19 protein-coding genes are annotated in these 20137 nt (G+C 41.9%); 5 read left to right on the forward strand and 14 right to left on the reverse strand.

What is annotated here, in order from left to right; translation table 11 throughout:
- The first annotated feature begins 58 nt into the window (after window positions 1–58).
- Complete coding sequence (locus IGK63_RS09270) at window positions 59–676, forward strand: FMN-dependent NADH-azoreductase (protein ID WP_005225804.1); 618 nt, start codon at window positions 59–61, stop codon at window positions 674–676.
- Between the two features lie 140 nt (window positions 677–816).
- Here the strand turns inward: IGK63_RS09270 and IGK63_RS09275 are convergent, their stop codons facing one another.
- The 4 genes from IGK63_RS09275 to tyrS form a co-directional block, all read right to left on the reverse strand.
- Window positions 817–1203: a cytidine deaminase family protein gene (locus tag IGK63_RS09275; protein WP_034872565.1), complete on the reverse strand. Its 387-nt coding sequence runs from the start codon at window positions 1201–1203 to the stop codon at window positions 817–819.
- 45 nt (window positions 1204–1248) lie between these two features.
- Window positions 1249–2142 carry a deoxyribonuclease IV gene (locus tag IGK63_RS09280; protein ID WP_429972483.1) on the reverse strand — a complete coding sequence of 298 codons (894 nt, stop codon included), beginning with the start codon at window positions 2140–2142 and terminating at the stop codon, window positions 1249–1251.
- A gap of 88 nt (window positions 2143–2230) precedes the next feature.
- Window positions 2231–3142 (reverse strand): AEC family transporter, encoded by a 912-nt coding sequence (locus IGK63_RS09285; protein WP_016612232.1) that lies wholly within the window; start codon window positions 3140–3142, stop codon window positions 2231–2233.
- Window positions 3143–3212: 70 nt separating this feature from the next.
- Complete coding sequence (tyrS, locus tag IGK63_RS09290) at window positions 3213–4475, reverse strand: tyrosine--tRNA ligase (protein WP_034872567.1); 1263 nt, start codon at window positions 4473–4475, stop codon at window positions 3213–3215.
- Between the two features lie 262 nt (window positions 4476–4737).
- On the opposite strand from tyrS, the gene IGK63_RS09295 reads away from it, so the two are divergent.
- Window positions 4738–7176: a transglycosylase domain-containing protein gene (locus IGK63_RS09295; protein ID WP_016612234.1), complete on the forward strand. Its 2439-nt coding sequence runs from the start codon at window positions 4738–4740 to the stop codon at window positions 7174–7176.
- Between the two features lie 142 nt (window positions 7177–7318).
- Here the strand turns inward: IGK63_RS09295 and ccpA are convergent, their stop codons facing one another.
- Window positions 7319–8317, reverse strand: a complete 999-nt coding sequence (gene ccpA / locus IGK63_RS09300) for a catabolite control protein A (RefSeq protein WP_008378470.1) — start codon at window positions 8315–8317, stop codon at window positions 7319–7321.
- Between the two features lie 194 nt (window positions 8318–8511).
- On the opposite strand from ccpA, the gene IGK63_RS09305 reads away from it, so the two are divergent.
- Entirely contained in the window at window positions 8512–9612 is a 1101-nt protein-coding gene (locus IGK63_RS09305; protein WP_016612236.1) for a M24 family metallopeptidase, read from the forward strand.
- A gap of 54 nt (window positions 9613–9666) precedes the next feature.
- Complete coding sequence (locus tag IGK63_RS09310) at window positions 9667–10545, forward strand: NAD-dependent epimerase/dehydratase family protein (protein WP_034872569.1); 879 nt, start codon at window positions 9667–9669, stop codon at window positions 10543–10545.
- An 82-nt stretch (window positions 10546–10627) separates the two neighbouring features.
- Here IGK63_RS09310 and IGK63_RS09315 read toward each other — a convergent pair whose 3' ends face one another.
- From IGK63_RS09315 to hprK, 6 genes are all read right to left on the reverse strand, one after another.
- Complete coding sequence (locus IGK63_RS09315) at window positions 10628–11308, reverse strand: YtxH domain-containing protein (RefSeq protein WP_016612238.1); 681 nt, start codon at window positions 11306–11308, stop codon at window positions 10628–10630.
- A 14-nt stretch (window positions 11309–11322) separates the two neighbouring features.
- Entirely contained in the window at window positions 11323–11748 is a 426-nt protein-coding gene (locus IGK63_RS09320; RefSeq protein WP_005235398.1) for a DUF948 domain-containing protein, read from the reverse strand.
- Window positions 11749–11908: 160 nt separating this feature from the next.
- Window positions 11909–12826: a UTP--glucose-1-phosphate uridylyltransferase GalU gene (galU, locus tag IGK63_RS09325; RefSeq protein ID WP_008378473.1), complete on the reverse strand. Its 918-nt coding sequence runs from the start codon at window positions 12824–12826 to the stop codon at window positions 11909–11911.
- A 17-nt stretch (window positions 12827–12843) separates the two neighbouring features.
- Window positions 12844–13872 carry an NAD(P)H-dependent glycerol-3-phosphate dehydrogenase gene (locus IGK63_RS09330; protein WP_008378474.1) on the reverse strand — a complete coding sequence of 343 codons (1029 nt, stop codon included), beginning with the start codon at window positions 13870–13872 and terminating at the stop codon, window positions 12844–12846.
- Between the two features lie 75 nt (window positions 13873–13947).
- On the reverse strand, window positions 13948–14778 hold the full coding sequence (gene lgt, locus IGK63_RS09335; protein WP_005235390.1) for a prolipoprotein diacylglyceryl transferase: 831 nt from the start codon (window positions 14776–14778) through the stop codon (window positions 13948–13950).
- Between the two features lie 14 nt (window positions 14779–14792).
- Window positions 14793–15728, reverse strand: a complete 936-nt coding sequence (gene hprK / locus IGK63_RS09340) for an HPr(Ser) kinase/phosphatase (protein ID WP_005235388.1) — start codon at window positions 15726–15728, stop codon at window positions 14793–14795.
- A 157-nt stretch (window positions 15729–15885) separates the two neighbouring features.
- Between hprK and IGK63_RS09345 the strand changes: the two genes are divergently transcribed.
- The gene (locus tag IGK63_RS09345; protein WP_008378475.1) at window positions 15886–17586 is read left to right on the forward strand and encodes a M3 family oligoendopeptidase; all 1701 of its coding nucleotides are present in this window, start codon (window positions 15886–15888) and stop codon (window positions 17584–17586) included.
- 63 nt (window positions 17587–17649) lie between these two features.
- Here the strand turns inward: IGK63_RS09345 and IGK63_RS09350 are convergent, their stop codons facing one another.
- The 3 genes from IGK63_RS09350 to liaX are packed head-to-tail and all read right to left on the reverse strand — an operon-like array spanning window position 17650 to window position 19929.
- Complete coding sequence (locus IGK63_RS09350) at window positions 17650–18009, reverse strand: phage holin family protein (protein WP_005225788.1); 360 nt, start codon at window positions 18007–18009, stop codon at window positions 17650–17652.
- Window positions 18009–18317, reverse strand: a complete 309-nt coding sequence (locus IGK63_RS09355) for a PspC domain-containing protein (RefSeq protein ID WP_016612239.1) — start codon at window positions 18315–18317, stop codon at window positions 18009–18011. Before IGK63_RS09355 ends, IGK63_RS09350 begins: the two co-directional genes overlap by 1 nt.
- Window positions 18318–18366: 49 nt before the next feature.
- On the reverse strand, window positions 18367–19929 hold the full coding sequence (gene liaX, locus IGK63_RS09360) for a daptomycin-sensing surface protein LiaX (protein ID WP_016612240.1): 1563 nt from the start codon (window positions 19927–19929) through the stop codon (window positions 18367–18369).
- Window positions 19930–20137: the final 208 nt, after the last annotated feature.

Here is a 20137-nt window from a genome sequence, read left to right on the forward strand (position 1 = left end):
ATTTTATAGTATACTACGTTTTGTGATTAAAACTTACTTAAAGTAAAGGTGGAAAAAAATGAAAAATATTTTAGTTGTTAAAGCCAATAACCGTCCTGATGGAGTATCTGCAAAAATGTTTGATACGTTCGTTGAAAATCTTGATACGAACAATGTGGACGTTGTAACCTTTGATGTGTACGCACAACCAATGCCTTATATCGGTCAAACGTTATTTGAAGCATTTGGCAAACTTTCACAAGAACAAGAATTAAACCAAGAAGAACAAGAATTGATGACTGTCCGTCAAGACGTGATGAACAAATTCGCAGCAGCAGATACCATCGTTTTCGCTTTCCCAATGTGGAACCTAACGATCCCAGCAGCTTTGCACACATTCATCGACTATATCTTCCAAGCTGGCTTTACTTTCTCTTATAACGAAGATGGTTCAATGAACCAATTGTTGAAAGACAAAGAAATCGTTCTATTGAATGCCCGTGGTGGTGTTTACTCAGGCGAAATGAGCGCAATGGAAAACGCTGTAACCTTTATGGAAAAAGTTTTCGGTGGTATGTTCGGCATGAACATCACAGAAGAAGTAATCATCGAAGGTCACAATGCAGATCCTTCTAAAACAGCAGAAATCATTGCTGAAGGTTTAGAACGCGTAGCAGCAGCTGCGAAAAAATTCTAATCATTGCTATCGATCAACTCCTCAACAAAGCGCTATTGCTGGTTGAGGAGTTTTTTTATCTAAACATGTTGATCGTCCATTGGATCGATAAAACAAAGATGCCCCTTAGAACAGAGCGGTCTAAGGGGCTAAATCTCTTTTTATTTTGATGCTTTCCAATCAAAAGGCAACAGCTCTTCTATCGTCATTATTTTTCCTGCTGCGATCATGACCTGCGTGTTGTGGTTGGCAGGATCCAGCTGGCTGATGAATTCACGGCAACGACCACAAGGTGGGATCGGCTCACCTGCCGAATTGATTGCAACCATCTGTAACACCCGCTGCTGCCCATCGGTGATCATTTGCGCAGCCGCAGCTTGTTCGGCGCAAAAACCCATGGAACAGCTGGTATCGATACAGATCCCTGTATAAATCTGTCCATCTGCAGTAGCCAGAGCTGCCGCGACACTCCCTGCTTCTGCAAATTGAGAGAGCTGTCTGAATCCCAGTTTTTGTTTCGCGGCATCGATCAGCAACTGAAAGTCCATTTTTCTTCCTCCAATAATAAGCTGGCTCATGGTTAAATGAACCGTTTAAGCACCCGCCATGATTTTCGTCAATAGCTCAGGATCAAAGGTCTTTTCCCGCAGCATCGCGATTTCATAGCCATAAGGGGCTTTTTTATTCTTTTTGTCTTCGCCAACATAGGGTGTTTCCAAAATTTTCGGTAACGCTGATAATTGCTCATGATGAACGATCTTATTCAAGGCTTCAAAGCCGATCGTGCCAAAACCAATATTCGCATGTCGGTCTTTGTGGCTACCCTGTGGATTTTTTGAATCATTGACATGGATGACCTTCAAGCGATCCAACCCGATGATTTTGTCAAACTCGTTTAACACGCCGTCAAAGTCTTCTTTGACATTGTAGCCGGCATCATTCGTATGACAAGTATCTAGTGTAACGGATAACTTTTCATTTAAGGCAACGCCATCGATAATTGCTGCCAATTCTTCAAAACTGCGACCAATCTCGGTGCCTTTACCTGCCATTGTTTCTAATGCGATCTGGGCGGTTTGATTTTTTTCAAGGACCTCGTTCAAGCCTTTAATGATCTGCTTGATCCCAGCTTCGGGTCCTGCACCGACATGGGCACCGGGGTGCAACGTGATTTGAGTTGCACCTAAAGCTTGGGCTCGTTGGATTTCTTCTTGTAAGAACGAAACGGCAAAGCCAAAGTTTTCTGGTTTGATGGTATTACCTAAATTAATGATGTAAGGGGCATGGACAACGATATTCGAAATTCCCTTTTCCGTCATAAAATCTTGTCCAGCTGCGATCTGCATCTCTTCGATCGGTTTGCGCCGCGTGTTTTGCGGAGCTCCGGTATAGATCATAAACGTAGTAGCTTGATAGCTAGCCGCCTCTTCTGCTGCTCCTAAAAGCATTTTTTTGCCGCTCATTGAAACGTGTGAACCAATCAACATTTTTCTTTTCCTCCTAAATCTAGTCTTCTCTATTATCGATAAAAGCACCTTGTAAAGCGATTATTTTGCTCATTGCCGTATTTTTTTATCAAGCGAGTCCAAATAACATCAGGACACCCGTCATTAGCGGCATACTTATCAAAAAGCTAATGGAAGAAACAAATCCCACCGCCTCTTCCTCCATCCCAGCAATCACGGAATTAATGACCCCAAATAAAGGGATCGGAGCAAACACTAACAAACAAAGTACTGGTTTTAATAAAACTGGGATCGGTAAAACATAGAAAGCCGCGAACAGCACGAAAGCTAGTCCGTAGCGTAAGCTTAAAATTTTGATTACCGTTGGCGTAGTGTGCTTCGGTAAGCGGAAATCCAAAAATAAGCCAATCATAAACATGGACAGAAACGTATTTGCGATCCCGATTGGCTGAACGAGCGCCAAGGCTGACTCGGGAATCCTCCAATCCGCACTGCGGATAATCAGCATCACTAGATAAATGGTAAATGTTGGCGAGCGCAGGAGATTCAAAAAGATTTTTCCTGGTTCAAACGTCGTCCGCTTTCCAATCAAGAACTCGATGAAAATCGTCGTTCCCCCTGCCAACATGATACTGTTCCCCATATCAAACAGCGAAATCAGTGGAATCCCTAAAGGATAAAAACTTTGGGCAAAAGGAATTGCAAAATTGCCGATATTAAATCCTGACCCGCAGTACATAGCAAACTGTTGCAGCGTGTTCGATTCTTTTTTGGTCAAGAAAAATGCGAAGAGGATCTGGACGATCGTAATGATCAAAGCGATCACAATCAAACTAAGCGCACTGACTTGTACTTGCATTGAAGCTAAATTCAAAATGATTGCTGCCGGTAACGTCACATTCAAAATAATTTTGGATAAGATCGAGCCATCCGCTTTTGAAAGGACATTTAGCCGTTTAAGAAAATACCCTAAGAAGATCATGGCAAATAAACCGGCGGCATTCAACACTATATTTCCCATTCCAACAAAGACCCTTCCTCTACAAAAATTTGAAAAAAAGCGAACCAACAGGTCGGTTCGCTTTTTGCGATTAAAATGTTAATAAGAAATATTTTTTCTTGCCACGACGAATCACGACGTATTTTCCACCGATCCGATCACTTGCTTGGATCTCGTACGTTAGGTCTTGGACGCGTTCCCCATTGATGTAGATGGCCCCATTTTGTACGTCTTCTCTTGCTTGACGTTTTGATGGTTCGATTTTAGCAGTCGTCAACACTTCAACGATGTTCAAAGAATCATCCGCTGTTACCTGATGACTAGGAACCCCTTTAAAGCCTTGTTCGATCTCTTCAGCGTTCAATTCTTTGATATTGCCGCTGAATAAACTTGCTGAGATGCGTACGGCTTGTTCATAAGCCTCTGCCCCATGAACCAAAGTAGTGACTTCTTTTGCCAAAGCTTTTTGTGCTGCTCGAGATTCTGGTGCAGCGTTAAATTCAGCTTCGATCACAGCGATTTCTTCTAATGATAAGAAGGTGAAATATTTCAAGAATTTGACTGCATCACGATCATCCGTATTGATCCAGAATTGGTAGAACTCGTAAGGCGTTGTTTTCTTGGCATCTAGCCAAACCGCATTGCCTTCTGTTTTCCCAAATTTCGTTCCATCTGCTTTTGTGATCAATGGCATAGTCAAACCGAACCCTTGGACTTCACGCTCACGACGCAATAATTCGATTCCAGAGGTGATATTCCCCCATTGATCGCTACCACCTAATTGCAACAAGCAACCGTGGTTGTCGTAAAGGTTCAAAAAGTCATAGGCTTGTAAAAGCTGGTATGCAAATTCGGTGTAGGAAATTCCTGTTTCGATCCGACGTTTGACACTTTCTTTGCTCATCATGTAGTTGATGGTAAAGTTTTTCCCCGTGTCCCGTAAGAAATCGATCAGTTTCAATTCCCCTAACCATTCATAGTTATTGGCAATGATGGCAGGATTTTCTTGGTCATCAAAATCAATAAAGCGAGATAATTGGCTTTTGATACTTTGTGACCATTCCAAAACGGTATCCAATGTGTTTAATTGACGTTCTTGATCTTTAAAGGATGGGTCACCGATCATTCCTGTACCGCCACCAACTAATGCGATTGGCACATGTCCGTTTTGTTGGAAACGGCGCAACATCAAAATAGGCAATAAATGACCAATATGCAGGCTATCTGCGGTAGGATCAAAGCCGATATATAGTTTCACAGACTCTTCATTTAATTGTTTGGTCAAGGCTGCTTCGTCTGTGGTCTGATGAACTAATCCGCGTTGCTTTAGTTCTTCAAAAAAGTCTGTACTCATTCTTTCTCCTCCTAATAATTGCTTCATTGTTCATCTTAACTGAAAAAGAGGGCAATGAAAAGTCTTTCTCTCAAAGTCCTTTACCAAAAAAGAAACTTTTAGGCAAATCAGTTCGTTTTCCCTTATTATCGCTGGTTCAATACAAATACCAACTGGCATTTTCTCGCACACTTCTTTCGATAACAGATAGGGTGCTACCCAAGCGCCTTGTTTTTTGCTATAATTACACGGAATCTATTCTAATTTATTGAGGTGACTCTTTTTGTCCCAGAAAACGAAAAATCAAAAGAATACAGAAAACAAAAATAGAGGCTGGTTCTATTTCAATATCAGTCTTAGGGTTTTACATGCCTTGTTCTTAGTGGCTATTTCTTTACTGGTGCTAGGCGGTTCTTTAGCTTTAGGGATCGGTGCCGGCTACTTTGCTTTTCTTGTGGAAGATACCGCAGCTCCTTCTAAAGATGAGTTGCAGAAAGAACTGACCGACATCACAGAGACTTCTCAACTCGCATACGCTGATGGCAGTAAAATCGCAACGATTCGCTCAGATCTGATGCGAACGTCGGTTAATTCCGATCAAATTTCAGACTACTTGAAAAAAGCGATCATCGCAACAGAGGACGAATATTTTAATATTCATAATGGCGTCGTACCAAAAGCAGTCGTGCGGGCATTATTATCCGAAGCGACAGGCTTTGGCGGCAGCGGGGGTTCCACTTTGACCCAGCAGCTGGTGAAACAACAAATCCTTTCCAGTGAAACGACCTTCAAACGCAAAGCCAATGAGATTTTATTAGCCATGGAAGTGGAGAAATTTTTCGATAAAGATGAGATCGTCACCATGTATCTAAACATCTCCCCTTTCGGCCGGAACAATAAAGGGCAAAATATCGCAGGTGTGCAAGAAGCGGCGCAAGGAATTTTTGGCGTTAACGCAGCTGACCTGTCTTTACCGCAAGCAGCCTTTATTGCGGGTCTGCCACAAAGCCCGATCGTCTACAGCCCTTATACAAATACGGGCGAGATCAAGGAAAACTTGACCGCTGGCTTAGAGCGGAAAGACTTCGTGCTCTTCAGTATGTATCGTAACCACGATATTACGAAAGAAGAATACGAAGAGGCGCTTAATTATGACTTGAAGCAAGACTTCAAAAAACAAGAAGCCATTGAACAAACGGATCAAAGCTTCCTTTATTACACAGTGTTAAATGAAGCAAAAGACATTATTGCCAAACAGCTGGCAGATGAAGATGATGTCAGTGACGAAGAATATGCCAAAGACGAAACCTACCAAAAATACTTCGAATTGGCGCAGCAAAAACTAGTTAATGGTGGCTATACCGTCACATCAACGATCGATAAAGATATTTATAATGCGATGCAAGATGCCGTCGATAAATACGGCTATATGTTAGACAACTGGGGCGACTCCACCATCGAAGTCGGCAATGTCATGATGGACAATGCCACCGGGAAAGTATTAGGCTTTATTGGCGGTCGTAACTATGCTGACAATCAATTCAACCATGCCTTTGATGCCAAACGCCAAGCAGGTTCAAGTATCAAACCAATGCTGGTTTACGGACCGGCGATCGAAAGTGGCTTGATGGGCTCTGAATCAATGGTTTCTGATTATGCCGCAAAGTGGCGGACAGGAGAAAACGCCGGTGAGCCGATCGTCAATGCCACAAACCGTGGAACCAATACCTTCATGTCGATTCGTGAATCTTTGGAGGTTTCCAGTAATATCGCAGCGACAAATATTTTCCAAGATCTGTGGGAAAAAGAAGGCGATCATTTTTATGCCTATTCAAATTATTTGAGCAAAATGGGCTATCCTGAAGATAACAGCTGGGCATATGAATCAGCGCCATTAGGGGTTACCGATGTCACAGTGTTGAATCAAACAAATGGCTTCCAAACATTTGCCAATAACGGTGTCTATCAGCAAGGCTACATCATCGAATCAATCAAGGATAATGAAGGCGAAGTGCTTTATCAGCATGAAGCCAAACCGGTCCAAGTCTTTTCTGAAGCGACAGCGTCCATCATGACCGACATGATGCGTAGTGTTATCGATGAGCAAAAAACCAGTTCCTTTAAATCGGTTATCAGCGGATTAGATTGGAACCTCGGGAATGCCGATTGGGTCGGTAAAACTGGGTCTACCAATAATTGGTCTGACTCTTGGCTAGTCGTTTCCACCCCATCGATCACCATCAGCAGCTGGTCAGGGCGGGATGACAATAAAGCTACCGATAGTGCAGCAGGAACTCGGACAGCCAATTACATGGCTTACTTGATCAATCGTATCTATCAAACAAACCAAGAAGTCTTTGGTGTAAATCAGAAGTTTGAACTTTCTAGTGATGTCAAAAAAGCTCAAGTTTCCAAGTTTACTGGTACCCAACCAGGCGGAACCGTGCGAGTCGATAATCGAACCTATACGAATCCAAGTAGTACCGTTACTTCTTATTGGGCAACTGGCGGACCAGATACGGTCGATTTCAAATTTGGACTCGGTGGTTCAGATGCAAACTATGCTGACTATTGGAAAAAAGCATCTTCTAGCCGTTCAACAAATCGTTCGTCGAATACATCATCGAATAACGCATCCAACAATGTTACACCTACTGCAAATGATGACGACGAGGACGAGCAAGAAAATAACCAACCTAATACAAATGATGATGATGACTGATCAGCCTTGTGCTGATCAGTTTTTTTATACAAAAAAAGTGTGGGTAGAAAATCCATAGATTTTCTACCCACACGAACGATCGTTGAAGCAAAAAGTGGAACAGCAAAGCGTTGCTCCACTAGTCTTTTTATTAAATCGCTACTTATTTCGTAGAGCTTTTTTCTGAAATACCGTAAGGCAAGACGATCGTTTTTTGTTCTACATCTTCTTTGTTCATCATTTTAGTTAATAGACGCATCGCAACGGCACCCATATCATACAATGGTTGCGTCACACTTGATAAGCGTGGACGAGCTGCTTCAGCCAATAATGAGTTGTTGCTGGTGATGATCTCGAAATCCTCAGGAACTTTAACGCCTTTGTCTAACAAACCATCTAAGACGCCGATCGCTAACTCATCGTCTGTAACATAAGCTGCTGTTGCACCACTGTTGATGATGCGATCAACTAATGCTAAGCCTTCTTTAAAGCTGTATGGTGATTCAAAGATCAACCCTTCAGAATAGTCAAGGTTGTTTTCTTTCAAGGCTTCTTTATAGCCTTTCAAGCGGTTTTGGCCATTGATTGGATCGATCAAAGCACCGCTGACAAAAGCGATTTTTTGATTGTTTTTCGCCAATAACGAAACAGCATCTTTGGCAGCTGCTGTGTAATCGATATTGACACTTCCTACTTGTTCATCAGGATCGATCGAACCAGCTAAAACGACTGGAGTTTTTGAGCGAGAGAATTCCCCGCGAATTTCATCCGTGATGCGATGACCCATGAAGATAACGCCGTCTACTTGTTTTGCTAACAAGTTGTTCAATACGTTGACTTCTTTCATCGTATCGCCATCAGAGTTGGCTAAGATGATATTGTATTTATACATGGTCGCTACATCATCGATCCCACGAGCAAGTGATGAGAAGAACATATTGCTGACATCAGGAATGATAACACCAACAGTTGTGGTCTTTTTACTTGCCAACCCTCGAGCAACTGCGTTTGGACGATAATCCAAGCGGTCGATCACTTCCAGCACTTTCTTACGAGTTGCTGGTTTTACATTTGGATTTCCGTTGACTACCCGTGAAACAGTTGCCATCGATACATTCGCTTCCCGTGCAACATCATAAATCGTAATTGTTTGTTTTTCCATGATATATCTCCCTTATTCTATTTTCAGAAAATCTTATTTACATTTCTTTGTTAGGATAGCAAATTTTTTCTGGATTTGCAACCGTTTTAATTTTGTTTTCATGAAAACTTAGCAATTTCCTACTTTCCCCTCCCCTATTCTCTTCGAAAGCATGATAAAATAGAAAAAGAATACTTGAAAGAAGGTTTTATCAAATGAATGATAAAAAAATCAATGAGTTAAATGCCTGGTTGAAAACCAATGGCGCCGATGTTGCCTATATTTCTAATCCAGCAACGATCGCTTATTTTTCCGGTTTTAAAAGTGAACCTCATGAACGGGTCCTTGCTTTGTTCGTCGCACCTGGAAAAGATCCCTTTCTTTTCACACCAGCTCTGGAAGTAGAAGAAGCAAAAAATAGCGGCTGGCCCTTTGACATTATCGGTTATCTCGATAGTGAAGACCCTTGGGCGAAAATCTGCCAAGAATTGACCTCTCGTTACGAGGTTTCTTCCTTGGCATTAGAAAAAAATGACCTTTCCGTCGAGCGCTATGAAGCATTGAAACGGTTCTTGCCAAAAACCGATTTTTCTTTAGATGTGACCCCGGTGATTCAAAAAATGCAATTAACAAAAACCGCGTCTGAGATTGACACCTTACTAGAAGCTGGCAACTGGGCAGATGTTGCTTTTGAGGTTGGGTTTGCTGCCATCAAAGAAGGCGTTAGCGAAATGGAAATCGTAGCAGAAATTGAGTACGAGTTGAAAAAACGTGGGGTTTCCCATATGTCCTTCGATACGACCATATTAGCTGGTGCCAATGCAGCAAGTCCTCATGGCGTACCTGGGGATCGCAAAGTGACTGCTAATGAACTCGTCTTATTTGATTTAGGAGTCATCTGGAAAGGGTATTGCAGCGATGCAACCAGAACGGTTGCCTATAAAGAACCGACTGCATTACAAAGAAAAATTTATGACATCGTTCTTGAAGCAGAACTAGCGGCTCAAGCAGCGGTCAAACCTGGGATCACCGCTGGAGAATTAGACAAGATCGCTCGTGATGTGATTACGGGTTATGGCTATGGCGACTACTTCAACCATCGTTTAGGTCATGGCATCGGGACCACGGTTCATGAGTTCCCCTCTTTGATCACTGGCAATGATTTAGTGATTGAAGAAGGCATGTGCTTCTCTATCGAACCAGGGATTTATTTGCCAGATCAAGTCGGTGTTCGTATTGAAGATTGCATCTATGTCACTGCAGATGGCTGTGTACCATTTACCAAAACAAAAAAAGAATTGTTGATTTTATCTTGATTCTTTTAATGAAACGGCGCAATATGTTGTAATTACATGAAAAGGAGTGTTCTTATGAGTAAAAAAGTGTTAGTTTTAGGCGGCACGCGTTTTTTCGGTAAATATTTGGTCCAATCTTTAGTGGATCAGGGCTGTGATGTCACGATCGCTACCAGAGGGAAGACGACTGATTCTTTTGGGGATCAAGTCAACCGACTTGTCTTTGATCGCACGGATGAACAAAGTATCAAAACGACGTTGACACAAGAAACCTATGATGTTATTTACGACAATATTGCTTATACTTCAAATGATATTGAGATTCTGTTGCGTCATGTAACACCCAAACGCTACATTGTCACTAGTTCGATGTCTGCCTATCATGAACTGCACTTCGATTTGAAAGAAGCGGATTTTGATCCTGCCAAAGAAGCGGTCAAAATTGTTTGCTCTGAGGAAGTCAATTATGCTGAAGGCAAACGAACCGTTGAAGAGATTCTTACCCAAAACTACAGTCAGATTCCGTCCGTTTTTGTCCGCTTTCCTTACGTGATCGGTGCAGATGATTATACAAAACGTTTTGCCTTTTACATCGACCATCTGATAAAGCAAAAGCCAATGGCTGTCGATAATCTAACGCATCAAATGGGCTTTGTCGATGCTGAAGAAGCTGGCCAATTTTTAGCGTTTTTAGGTACCAGCTCTTTCACAGGACCCATCAACGGTGCGTCAAAAGGCACGATTTCTTTAGAAGAAGTGCTGCAATACGTAACGGAAAAAACCGGTCTTTCCCCTCTCTTTTCAGAAACAGGTGATCAAGGCCCTTACAATGGTACACCTGTTTATTCGATCAATGTTGCTCTCGCTGAGGGAATTGGGTTTCCATTCAGTCAACTGCGGGATTGGATCTATCAACTTTGCGATTGGGAAATCACCCAAGCATCAAACGAATAGCTACTGAAGTCACGAAAAACGTTCGCCGATTTAACTGGCGAACGTTTTTATCTTTTAAAGTAATCAAATTTTGTATCCTTGCTTATGCTTCAGGATTGCTTTTTTCTAATGTATCTTTTAATTCTTCTTTTGCATCTTCCAAGTCAGCTTTAGCTTCTTTTGTTTCTGCTTTCGCTGTTTTTTTGGCATCATCCGCTGCTTTTCCAGCTTCTTTTTTCAAATCAGCTGCGGCTGCTTGACCGTCTTTTTTGGCTTCTTCAACTACAGGTTTTGCTTCTTGTGCCCCTTCTTTGACGGTTTGTTTCATATCCGCTGCAGAAGATTTTGCATCAATGATGATATCTTGGACTGTATCATCTGCATCTTCTTTGGCATCTTTCGCTGTTTCTTTCACATCGCTTGCTGATTTTTTGAAGCGTTCTGATAGATCACCTGCTTGTTTCTTTAACTCTTCAACGGTTTCTTCTGATGAACCAGCTGCTGTTTCTTTTAAGTCATCGACTTTCGCTGTTAAAGAACCGGTAAAGTCAGATGCTTGCTCGCTTAATTTTGCTGCTTTATCTTTAGCGATATCGACAAGATCCGTACTTCTTTCTTTGGCTAAATCACCATAATCAGATGCTTTATCTAATAAATCGTCTGCTTGTTTTGCTAATTTATTTCTTAATGTTTTACCAGATTCTGGCGCCAACAAAAGTGCTGCTGCTGCTGCCGCTGTTCCTCCGATGATTGCTCCTAATAAAAATCCGCCTTTTTTACTCATTGAAAGTCCTCCTTTTATTTTTGGTTATTTTTGTCTTTGAAAAATTTCATGGCTGTTTGACCGACTTTTCCAGCTACCGTTGCTTTGGCAGTGGTCCGGCCAAGACTACCCACGCGCGTAATTAAATTTTTTCCAGAAACATTTAGTTCTGAAACACTGGTACTTAGATCTGCAACTGCTGTGAACAAAGGATCGATGGTTGCGACTTTTCCGTTCACATCTTGTAAAAGCTCATTCGTTTTTACCAAAAGACCTTCAACCTCTTTTGAAAGAATATCAACGTCTTTGGTAATGACACGGATGGTTGTGTTTGCTTCTTCGACCGTTTTGTCTACTTTGGTCATTGTCTTGCTGACTTGCATCAACAAACGAACGACGAAAATGACCAATACGACAAATGCGATCGCAGCAATCAATGCAGCTAGTTCTCCTCCTGACATAGAATGGCTCCTTTCCCCATTTACTTATATTAAGAATAGCATTTCACTGCACTTTCTACAAATAAAAGACTGCATTTTTAAGAAAATTATCCGCTTTCAACAGGAAATAATAAAAAAACAAAGCAATTTCATCAGAAATTGCCTTGTTTAGGAGTTTTTGTTATTTTTTTGACTCTTTCGGTGCTTCTTTGACTTCTTTTTGAGCCGGAGCTAGTTCTTTTCCTAACTCGATCAAATACTCTTTCAAGTTGTCCTTGACTTCAGGGTGTACTAAACCATACTCAATACTTGTTTTTAAGAAACCAAATTTGTCTCCTACATCGTAACGCTTGCCGGTAAATTGATGAGCAAACACGCGTTGGGTTTTGTTTAATGTGTCGATGGCATCCGTCAATTGGATCTCGCCGCCAGCACCAGGTTCCTGATTGGCTAAAATATCAAAAATTTCAGGGGTCAGCAAGTAGCGACCAATAATTGCTAAATCACTTGGCGCATTTTCTGGCGCTGGTTTTTCAACAAAGTTTTTGACATTGAACAAGCCTTTTTCAACTTCCATACCAGGATCAATGATTCCGTATTTTGATGTATCTTCATGAGGAACATCCATGACAGCGATCGTTGATGCATGCGTTTTTTCATAATTATCGATCAGCTGTTTCGTCAATGGCACTTGATCTTCCATCAAGTCATCACCTAGCATGACTACAAACGGTTCATTTCCGACAAATGCCCGCGCCTGTAATACGGCATGGCCTAATCCTTTCGGATGAGATTGGCGAATGAAATGCAGATTTACGTCAGTTGTTTCTTCCACTAATTTCAAAAGCTCTGTCTTGCCTTTTTCTTTTAGATTCATCTCTAATTCTAAATTGGCATCGAAATGGTCTTCGATCGGACGCTTTGCTTTTCCTGTTACGATCAAAATATCTTCGATCCCTGATTGTAAAGCTTCTTCCACGATAAATTGGATCGTTGGTTTGTCAACGATCGGCAACATTTCCTTTGCCATTGCCTTTGTAGCTGGTAAAAATCGGGTACCTAGACCGGCTGCTGGGATAACTGCTTTTTTGACATTCATGTGACTCGCTCCTTTAATCATAATGATTGATCTACCGTAAATTCGTTTTCTTCTTTGCCGTCTCGCAGCATAATATCTTTAGCTGCTTGCTTGATGTCTTTGCCTTCATACAAGACCGAATAAATCGTTTCTGTGATTGGCATTTCCACTGACAAAGCTTCTGCTAATTCGCGGGCAGCTTTGGTGGTTGAAACTCCTTCAACGATCATGCCCATATTGTCTAACACTTCGTCTAAGCTATGGCCTTTTCCTAATAGGTTTCCGGCACGCCAATTCCGCGAATGGACACTGGTACACGTGACGATCAAATCGCCAACACCACTCAATCCGATAAAGGTTAATGGATTTGCACCCATTGCCACACCGAGACGACTGATTTCTGCTAACCCACGGGTCATGATCGCAGCCTTCGCATCATCCCCAAAGCCCAGTCCAGCAATCGCTCCGGCACCAATAGCGATGATGTTTTTCAGCGCGGCGCCAGTTTCGACACCGATCACATCGTTATTGGTGTAGATTCTAAAGTAATCATTCATAAATAGCTCTTGTACATATTTAGCAGCCGATTCATTTTCTGAAGCTGCCGTGATCGTGGTAATATCATGGACAGCGACTTCTTCGGCATGTGATGGTCCTGACAGGACAACGATTTCTTGCCGTTTATCGGCTGGGATCTCTTCGGCAAGTACTTCTGAGATTCGTTTATGACTGCCTTGTTCTAATCCTTTTGAGGCATGGATGATGACTGGTTTACCGGTTGTCTTCTTAGTGAATTCTTGTGCCACGGCACGAATCGCTTTGGTTGGTACTACAAACAAGACAGCATCTGCCCCTTGGATCGCCTCTTCTAGATTTTTGCAGCCTAAAATATTTTCAGGTAATTTCAAATCAGGCAAATAATGCCGATTGGTATGATACGTATTGATTTCATCGATTTGGGCGGGATTGTTGCCCCAAATAGTCACTTCATGTCCGTTTTCAGACAAGACTTGTGCCAAAGCAGTCCCCCATGATCCGGGACCTAAAACGGCGATTTTCTGTTTCACTATGGAAACCTCCTCTATCCTTTTCGCAAATTCATGCACTTTATCATTTTACCATAATTTCGATAAAATAACTGTTTAGATAATCGTTTGGTTTTTGCCAAAGCTGCGATTGTAGTCTTTTAAAGTTTGGTTTTTCCGACGCCAGATCAATAGCCCAATCGCTCCAAAGAATAATAAGGCGGAAAGTGCTTGTGACACACGGATATCCCCAAATAAGTATAAACTATCGGTGCGCATTCCTTCAATAAAGAAGCGTCCGAACCCATACCAAATTAAGTAGCTCAAGAAAACTTCGCCTTCTTTTAATAACCCAGTTTTCTTGCGCAAGAAAATCAAAACGATAAATCCGATCACATTCCAAACCGATTCATAAAGAAACGTCGGCTGCCGATACGCTTCGTCGATATACATATTATCGATAATAAATTTCGGTATATACAAACTTTCTAAGAAGGAGCGGCTGACTTCTGCTCCAAATGCTTCATGGTTCATAAAGTTGCCCCAACGCCCGATGCCTTGTGCCAATAGGACACTTGGTGCGGCGATATCTAAAAAGGTCCAGGGAGAAATAAAATTTCGTTGGCAGAAAAAGTACAGCCAAATCCCCCCGGCGATCAATGCACCATAGATAGCGATCCCACCAGACCGAATATTGAAAATTTGACTTGGGTCATCAATATAGTATTGCAAGTCAAATAGAATATAATAAAGCCGTGCACCAATGATCGATACTGGCAATCCAATCAACATAAAATCAGTCACATCATCTGGCTTGAGCCCGACACGAACCGCCTCTCTCGTGCTTAACCACATAGCAATGATCACGCCTGATACGATAATGATCGCATACCAATAAATCGGCAAACCAAATAGTTCAAATGCGACTCGATTTACTAAACCTAACATCTATCTTATCCTCTCTAGTTTCCAGAATTTTCTTCGATCAATTGCGTCAATCGATTTTCAAAGGTCTTCGTAGCATCATAACCCATCGTTTTCGCCCGGAAATTCATGGCAGCAACTTCGATAATGATCGCAACATTTCGACCAGTTTTTACGGGGATTTTGATTTGTGGTACATCAACGCCACCAATTTCAACCGTCGTATCATCGGTTCCTAGTCGATCATACTTTTTGTCTTTCGCCCAAGCTTCTAAATACACCGCTACTTGAACCTGCATATACCCTCGTACGGCACTGGCACCAAAAAGATTCATGACATCGATGATCCCGATTCCCCGGATCTCGATCAAGTGTTGCAAGATTTTCGGCGGTTCCCCCACCAAAGTCAATTCATCTTGCTTATACACATCCACACGGTCGTCAGCGATCAACCGATGCCCACGTTTGATCAACTCTAATGCTGTTTCGCTTTTACCAATTCCGCTATCGCCTTGGATCAAAACGCCCAAGCCATAGACATCCACTAATACCCCATGGACACTGGTTCTTGTTGCTAAACGCCCATCGAGAAAACTAGAAAGCTCTCCTTGCAGACGTGACGTTGAGATGGGCGAACGTAGAATCGTAATCTCATGTTCTTTGCAGGCTTGAATCATTTCTGCTGGTACTTCCAAGCCGCGAGAAACAATAAATCCCGGTGTATCATCGGCACACATTTTGCGCATCACCATCAAGCGTTCTTCTGGCATCATTCGTTCCGCAAAGGTGATCTCTTTGCTGCCGAATAATTGCAGACGATCATGGGAATAGTAATTAAAATAACCCGTCAATTCCAAACCAGGTCGGGAAATATCGCCGGTAATGATTTCTCTTTCTAAACTGTTTTCAGTTCCTTCAACTATCTCTAAATTTAAAGCCTCCGCCAGCTCGCTGACTTTGACGGTTTCTGCCATAGGTTTTCCCTCTTTTCTCAATGATTCTTGCCGCTGCTTCTTGTAAACGACACTCTGGTTCTATTTTATCATTCTATCAGTAAAGTTACTACCTTCGCCAATAGAAGTCCTCATTCTTTTTCGTTTGTGTTATTATTTTACTAAGGAGGGATTTTTAATGAAATTTTCAGCATACACGTATCAACGCCCTGATTTTCCAGTCTATCAAGAAACATTCAAAAAAGCATTAGCAAACCTTCAGTCAGCCGATACCTTCTCGGAGGCGAAGCAAGCTCTTGATGCTTTGAACGAACTAAGAGGAACGATCGATACCGCAATGAACTTGGCTTCGATCCGTTATTCGATCGATACCAACGATGCCTTTTATGAAACAGAAGACACTTTCTGGAATGAATACCAGCCTCATTTTGAAGCTCTGGATTTTCAATTCTATCAAGCACTCTTGGCTTCACCGGTCTTAGATGAATTAAAAGCCGAATATCCAGAAACACTTTTCTTGTTTGCCGAAAGCCGCGTGAAGCTTTTTGATGATGCCTTGATCGAATTGTTTCAAAAAGAAAACCAATTGGCTTCCGATTACAGCAAATTGGTCGCTTCTGCCCAAATCGACTTCCAAGGAGAAACCTATACCCTCGCACAACTGCGACCATTTACCGAAAATAAAGATCGCAGCGTTCGTAAAGAAGCGTTTGAAAAGCAAACGGCTTTCTTCACGGAAAATGAAGACCGTTTTGATCAAATTTATGACGAGATGGTCAAGGTTCGTACCGAGATCGCCCACAAGCTCGGCTTTGAAAATTACGTCGCCTTTGCGGATACCCAAATGAATCGTTGGGACTATGATCGTTCAATGATTGAGACCTATCGTCGTGAAATTTTAGAAAAAGTCGTCCCAATCACCCAAAAACTGTACCAAAGACAGGCACAGCGTAATCAATTGGCACAAGCAACTTTTACCGACTTGCCACTTGTTTATCCTAGTGGCAACGCAGAGCCTAAAGGAACACCTGAAGAACTAGTGGAAAAAGCCCGTGTGATGTATCAGGAACTATCCCCTGAAACTGGCGAATTTTTTGACTTTATGGTCGAACATGACTTGCTTGATCTCCTCAGCAAAAAAGGCAAACAATCTGGCGGCTACTGTACCTTTATCCAAGAATATCAATCGCCATTTATCTTTGCCAACTTTAACGGTACTTCGGGCGATGTCGATGTTTTGACCCACGAAGCTGGCCACGCCTTTCAAGCCTTTCGCTCTCGTTGGATCAAAGAACCAGAAATTTTGTTTCCAAATTATGAATCTTGCGAGATCCATTCAATGTCGATGGAGTTTATCGCTTGGCCATGGATGGACGCCTTTTTTGGAGAAGAAACAGAAAAATACAAATTTGCGCATCTTGCTAGCAGCCTGCAATTTCTGCCTTATGGCGTTTTAGTAGATCACTTCCAACAAGACGTTTATGAGCATCCTGAATGGACACCATCACAGCGCAAAGCCCGTTGGCGGGAATTAGAGCGCCAATACTGTCCAGAACGGGATTATTCAGAGTATCCAGACCTTGATCGTGGCTTGTATTGGTTCAGACAGGGGCATATTTTTGAATCACCTTTCTACTATATCGATTACACATTGGCACAAGTGTGTGCGTTCCAATTTTGGTATCGATTCATCGTGGCAAAAGACGAAACCGCTTGGCAAGATTATTTGGCCATTTGCGAAGTCGGCGGCACGAAAACATTTCTTGAGATCCTGGCTCTGGCTCATCTACGTTCACCTTTTGAAAAAGGAGCGCTTGATGAAACCTTACAGGCAGTAGATACGTATCTGTCAGCCATCAAAGAAGAACAGTTAAACTAAAAAAAGACGTTTCCGTTTCTCCACTAGCTTCGTAGCTAGTAGGAGAAAACGTGAAACGTCTTTTTAACGTGAATATTTTTCGATATGGTGTTCGGTCACGATCATATTGATCACTGACATGATCAGTGCCACTAATAAAGCAGCCCCAAACGAGGAAAAGCCGAAGTTGGCTGACCCAACAAAATACGAAGTCAAATTCAGCATGAGCGCATTGATCACAAAGGTGAAAAACCCAAGCGTCAGTAAAGTCAATGGAAATGAAATGACGATCAGAATTGGTTTAATCAAAGCATTCAGGATCGACAGTACAAAACTGGCGATCACTGCAGTCATAATGCTTTGAACGTGGATCATATTTGGTAATAGAACCGCCAATGTGACAAACGTCAGTGTATTCATGATAAGCCGTTGAAAATAAGACACTAGAAGTCACTCCAGTCCTCATCCTCTACCTTTTCCGCTTCTTTACGGGGACGATTTGCTTCATTGTATTTGTTTTGTTTGTAATATCGATTGTCATGACCATATCCTGAGGAGCTCTTGCGTCCTGAAGGAATCAAGACCGCCATGATGATATATAAAGTGATTCCAGGGAACCCAGCAGTCACTAAAGATAGAAAGACATAGATCACGCGAACGATAGTTGGATCGATTCGCAAGTATTCTGCCAGACCCCCTAGAGTCCCTGTAATGACAACGTTATTGGCTGATTTTGTTAATTTTTTGTTCATTTATCTACACCTTCCTTCTTTTCTTTAATGAGTGTATACTCAACTATTCTTATTTATCTGTATCTTTGATAAAGACATTTCCTGTTGTTGTGGATAGATCGATTTGTGCGACTTTATCGGCAACCCGACGGAATTGCAATAGTTGGTTTAGGCGTTCTTTTTTCTCCCGTACAACTTCCATCTCACTTAAGCGATTGTTAATGCTACCTAAACTTGTTTTGGCGATCCCTTCAAAACCGATCCCTGCAGGTAATGCTACTTTAACATTGCCATTTACAGAGCTGGCGTTTAATTTTTGGACCGTTTCTTCTTTGTAGGTCACACGGATATTGCCGTTTACTAAAGAAATACCGGTGTTTTGTGGTGTGGCTGTCAACGTCACGTCGCCATTCACTGTTTCGATGATGGCATCTAAAATCTCACCCTCTTGAACAGTGATCGTTCCATTCACGCCTTCAATCTCTAACATCGATGCGTTTACTTTGCGGAAATCGATATTGCCATTTGTTGATTTTGTATAAACATCTTTTGCATCCAATTCATTGAATGTAACATTTCCGTTCAATAGTTTTACTGCTACATGATCATAGGTACGTTTTGGTAAATAGAAAACCAGATCGGCACGAATGCGTTTGTTTGGAATTTGGAAGGAGATGCGTTCATCATCGACATTGATTTGGCTTCTTGCTTCAAAAGCATCGAAAGGCTCCGCCGCATCCATTTTACCATATAGTTTGATTTTGGCATCTACTTTGACACCTGGTTCATCCCATAATTGGAAGGAAACATTGCCGTTGGCTAACTTCACATCGATCAATGTCGCTGCCGTTTCGTCATAGCTGAATGTGTGTTCAAATTTCGTCGCTGCAACACCGGGAACTTTCAAGTTGATATCTTTCCATTCCATGTTGTCGTTAACAGAATCCGTTACTGCTCGAACCGTTTTCTTCAAGAAGTGTCCGAAGTGGGTGCTGGCATCGACCATTTTTTCACTTACTTGATTGATAGTATCGGTCGCTTGCTCTTTCCAATCTTCTGGAATATCTAATTTTTGAGAGATTTTCTCTTTCGTTTGAGACCATTGGTCTTTGCGAATATTTTTTAGTTTTGCTTCCAATTCTGCTTTTTCTTCGGTTAAGCCATCTAACGTTTCTTCTAAGCCAGTAATGGTCGCTTCTGTTTCATGACGTGTTGCCAATTCCTCTTCTGACAATTGATCCAATTCTTCTTTGGTATTCAATTGCATCAGAGTTTCTTGCGCTTCTTTTAATTCTTCTTTGACGCCAAGAATTTCAGCATTGATTTCGTCCAACTCAGCAGATGCTTGGTTGGCTTCCGTTGCTAAGCCATCAAGAATCTTTTCAAGATTTTCTTTGTCTTGCGCTTCGTTTTGACGAAGTTTTTCTTCGCCGTCAAACGTGAACATCTCATCGTCATTTTCAGTATCATCAAATGGGCTTGTCGCATTCTTATCCGCGGTTACCTCAGCAGCAGCTTTGTTAATTTGTTTTTCGTCTTTGGCTTTTGCCATACCTTCTAGTAAATCTAAGGCTTCTTCTGTAGAAAGCACACCTTTTTTTACTAGATCCAATATACGTTCTCTTTCGTTCATGGAAATTGCCTCCTTCAGCAAATGTGTGATTGCAAGTTTAGCTTACGAACCTATTATGCCTTGTTTTTGCAAAAGTGTCATAGGTCTTAAGTACCAAGTTTTTCTCAATCTGCAGATTGGCAAGCAGAACCGGCACTTTTCTTCATTACTTTAGGCACAAAACGATCTTCCTTATCTTAACAGTACCACGAAAAACCATTGGAAACAA

The sequence above is a fragment of the Enterococcus sp. AZ040 genome, from assembly GCF_050499185.1.
Taxonomy (GTDB): Bacteria; Bacillota; Bacilli; order Lactobacillales; family Enterococcaceae; genus Enterococcus_D; species Enterococcus_D entomosocium.

Bases quoted from the DNA above. Each gene is read 5' to 3' on its own strand.
- IGK63_RS09270 (WP_005225804.1), top strand. From the start codon at position 59: ATGAAAAATATTTTAGTTGTTAAAGCCAATAACCGTCCTGATGGAGTA.
- IGK63_RS09275 (WP_034872565.1), bottom strand. From the start codon at position 1,203: ATGGACTTTCAGTTGCTGATCGATGCCGCGAAACAAAAACTGGGATTC.
- IGK63_RS09280 (WP_429972483.1), bottom strand. From the start codon at position 2,142: ATGTTGATTGGTTCACACGTTTCAATGAGCGGCAAAAAAATGCTTTTA.
- IGK63_RS09285 (WP_016612232.1), bottom strand. From the start codon at position 3,142: ATGGGAAATATAGTGTTGAATGCCGCCGGTTTATTTGCCATGATCTTC.
- tyrS (WP_034872567.1), bottom strand. From the start codon at position 4,475: ATGAGTACAGACTTTTTTGAAGAACTAAAGCAACGCGGATTAGTTCAT.
- ccpA (WP_008378470.1), bottom strand. From the start codon at position 8,317: ATGGAAAAACAAACAATTACGATTTATGATGTTGCACGGGAAGCGAAT.
- IGK63_RS09305 (WP_016612236.1), top strand. From the start codon at position 8,512: ATGAATGATAAAAAAATCAATGAGTTAAATGCCTGGTTGAAAACCAAT.
- IGK63_RS09310 (WP_034872569.1), top strand. From the start codon at position 9,667: ATGAGTAAAAAAGTGTTAGTTTTAGGCGGCACGCGTTTTTTCGGTAAA.
- IGK63_RS09315 (WP_016612238.1), bottom strand. From the start codon at position 11,308: ATGAGTAAAAAAGGCGGATTTTTATTAGGAGCAATCATCGGAGGAACA.
- IGK63_RS09320 (WP_005235398.1), bottom strand. From the start codon at position 11,748: ATGTCAGGAGGAGAACTAGCTGCATTGATTGCTGCGATCGCATTTGTC.
- galU (WP_008378473.1), bottom strand. From the start codon at position 12,826: ATGAATGTCAAAAAAGCAGTTATCCCAGCAGCCGGTCTAGGTACCCGA.
- lgt (WP_005235390.1), bottom strand. From the start codon at position 14,778: ATGTTAGGTTTAGTAAATCGAGTCGCATTTGAACTATTTGGTTTGCCG.
- hprK (WP_005235388.1), bottom strand. From the start codon at position 15,728: ATGGCAGAAACCGTCAAAGTCAGCGAGCTGGCGGAGGCTTTAAATTTA.
- IGK63_RS09345 (WP_008378475.1), top strand. From the start codon at position 15,886: ATGAAATTTTCAGCATACACGTATCAACGCCCTGATTTTCCAGTCTAT.
- IGK63_RS09355 (WP_016612239.1), bottom strand. From the start codon at position 18,317: ATGAACAAAAAATTAACAAAATCAGCCAATAACGTTGTCATTACAGGG.
- liaX (WP_016612240.1), bottom strand. From the start codon at position 19,929: ATGAACGAAAGAGAACGTATATTGGATCTAGTAAAAAAAGGTGTGCTT.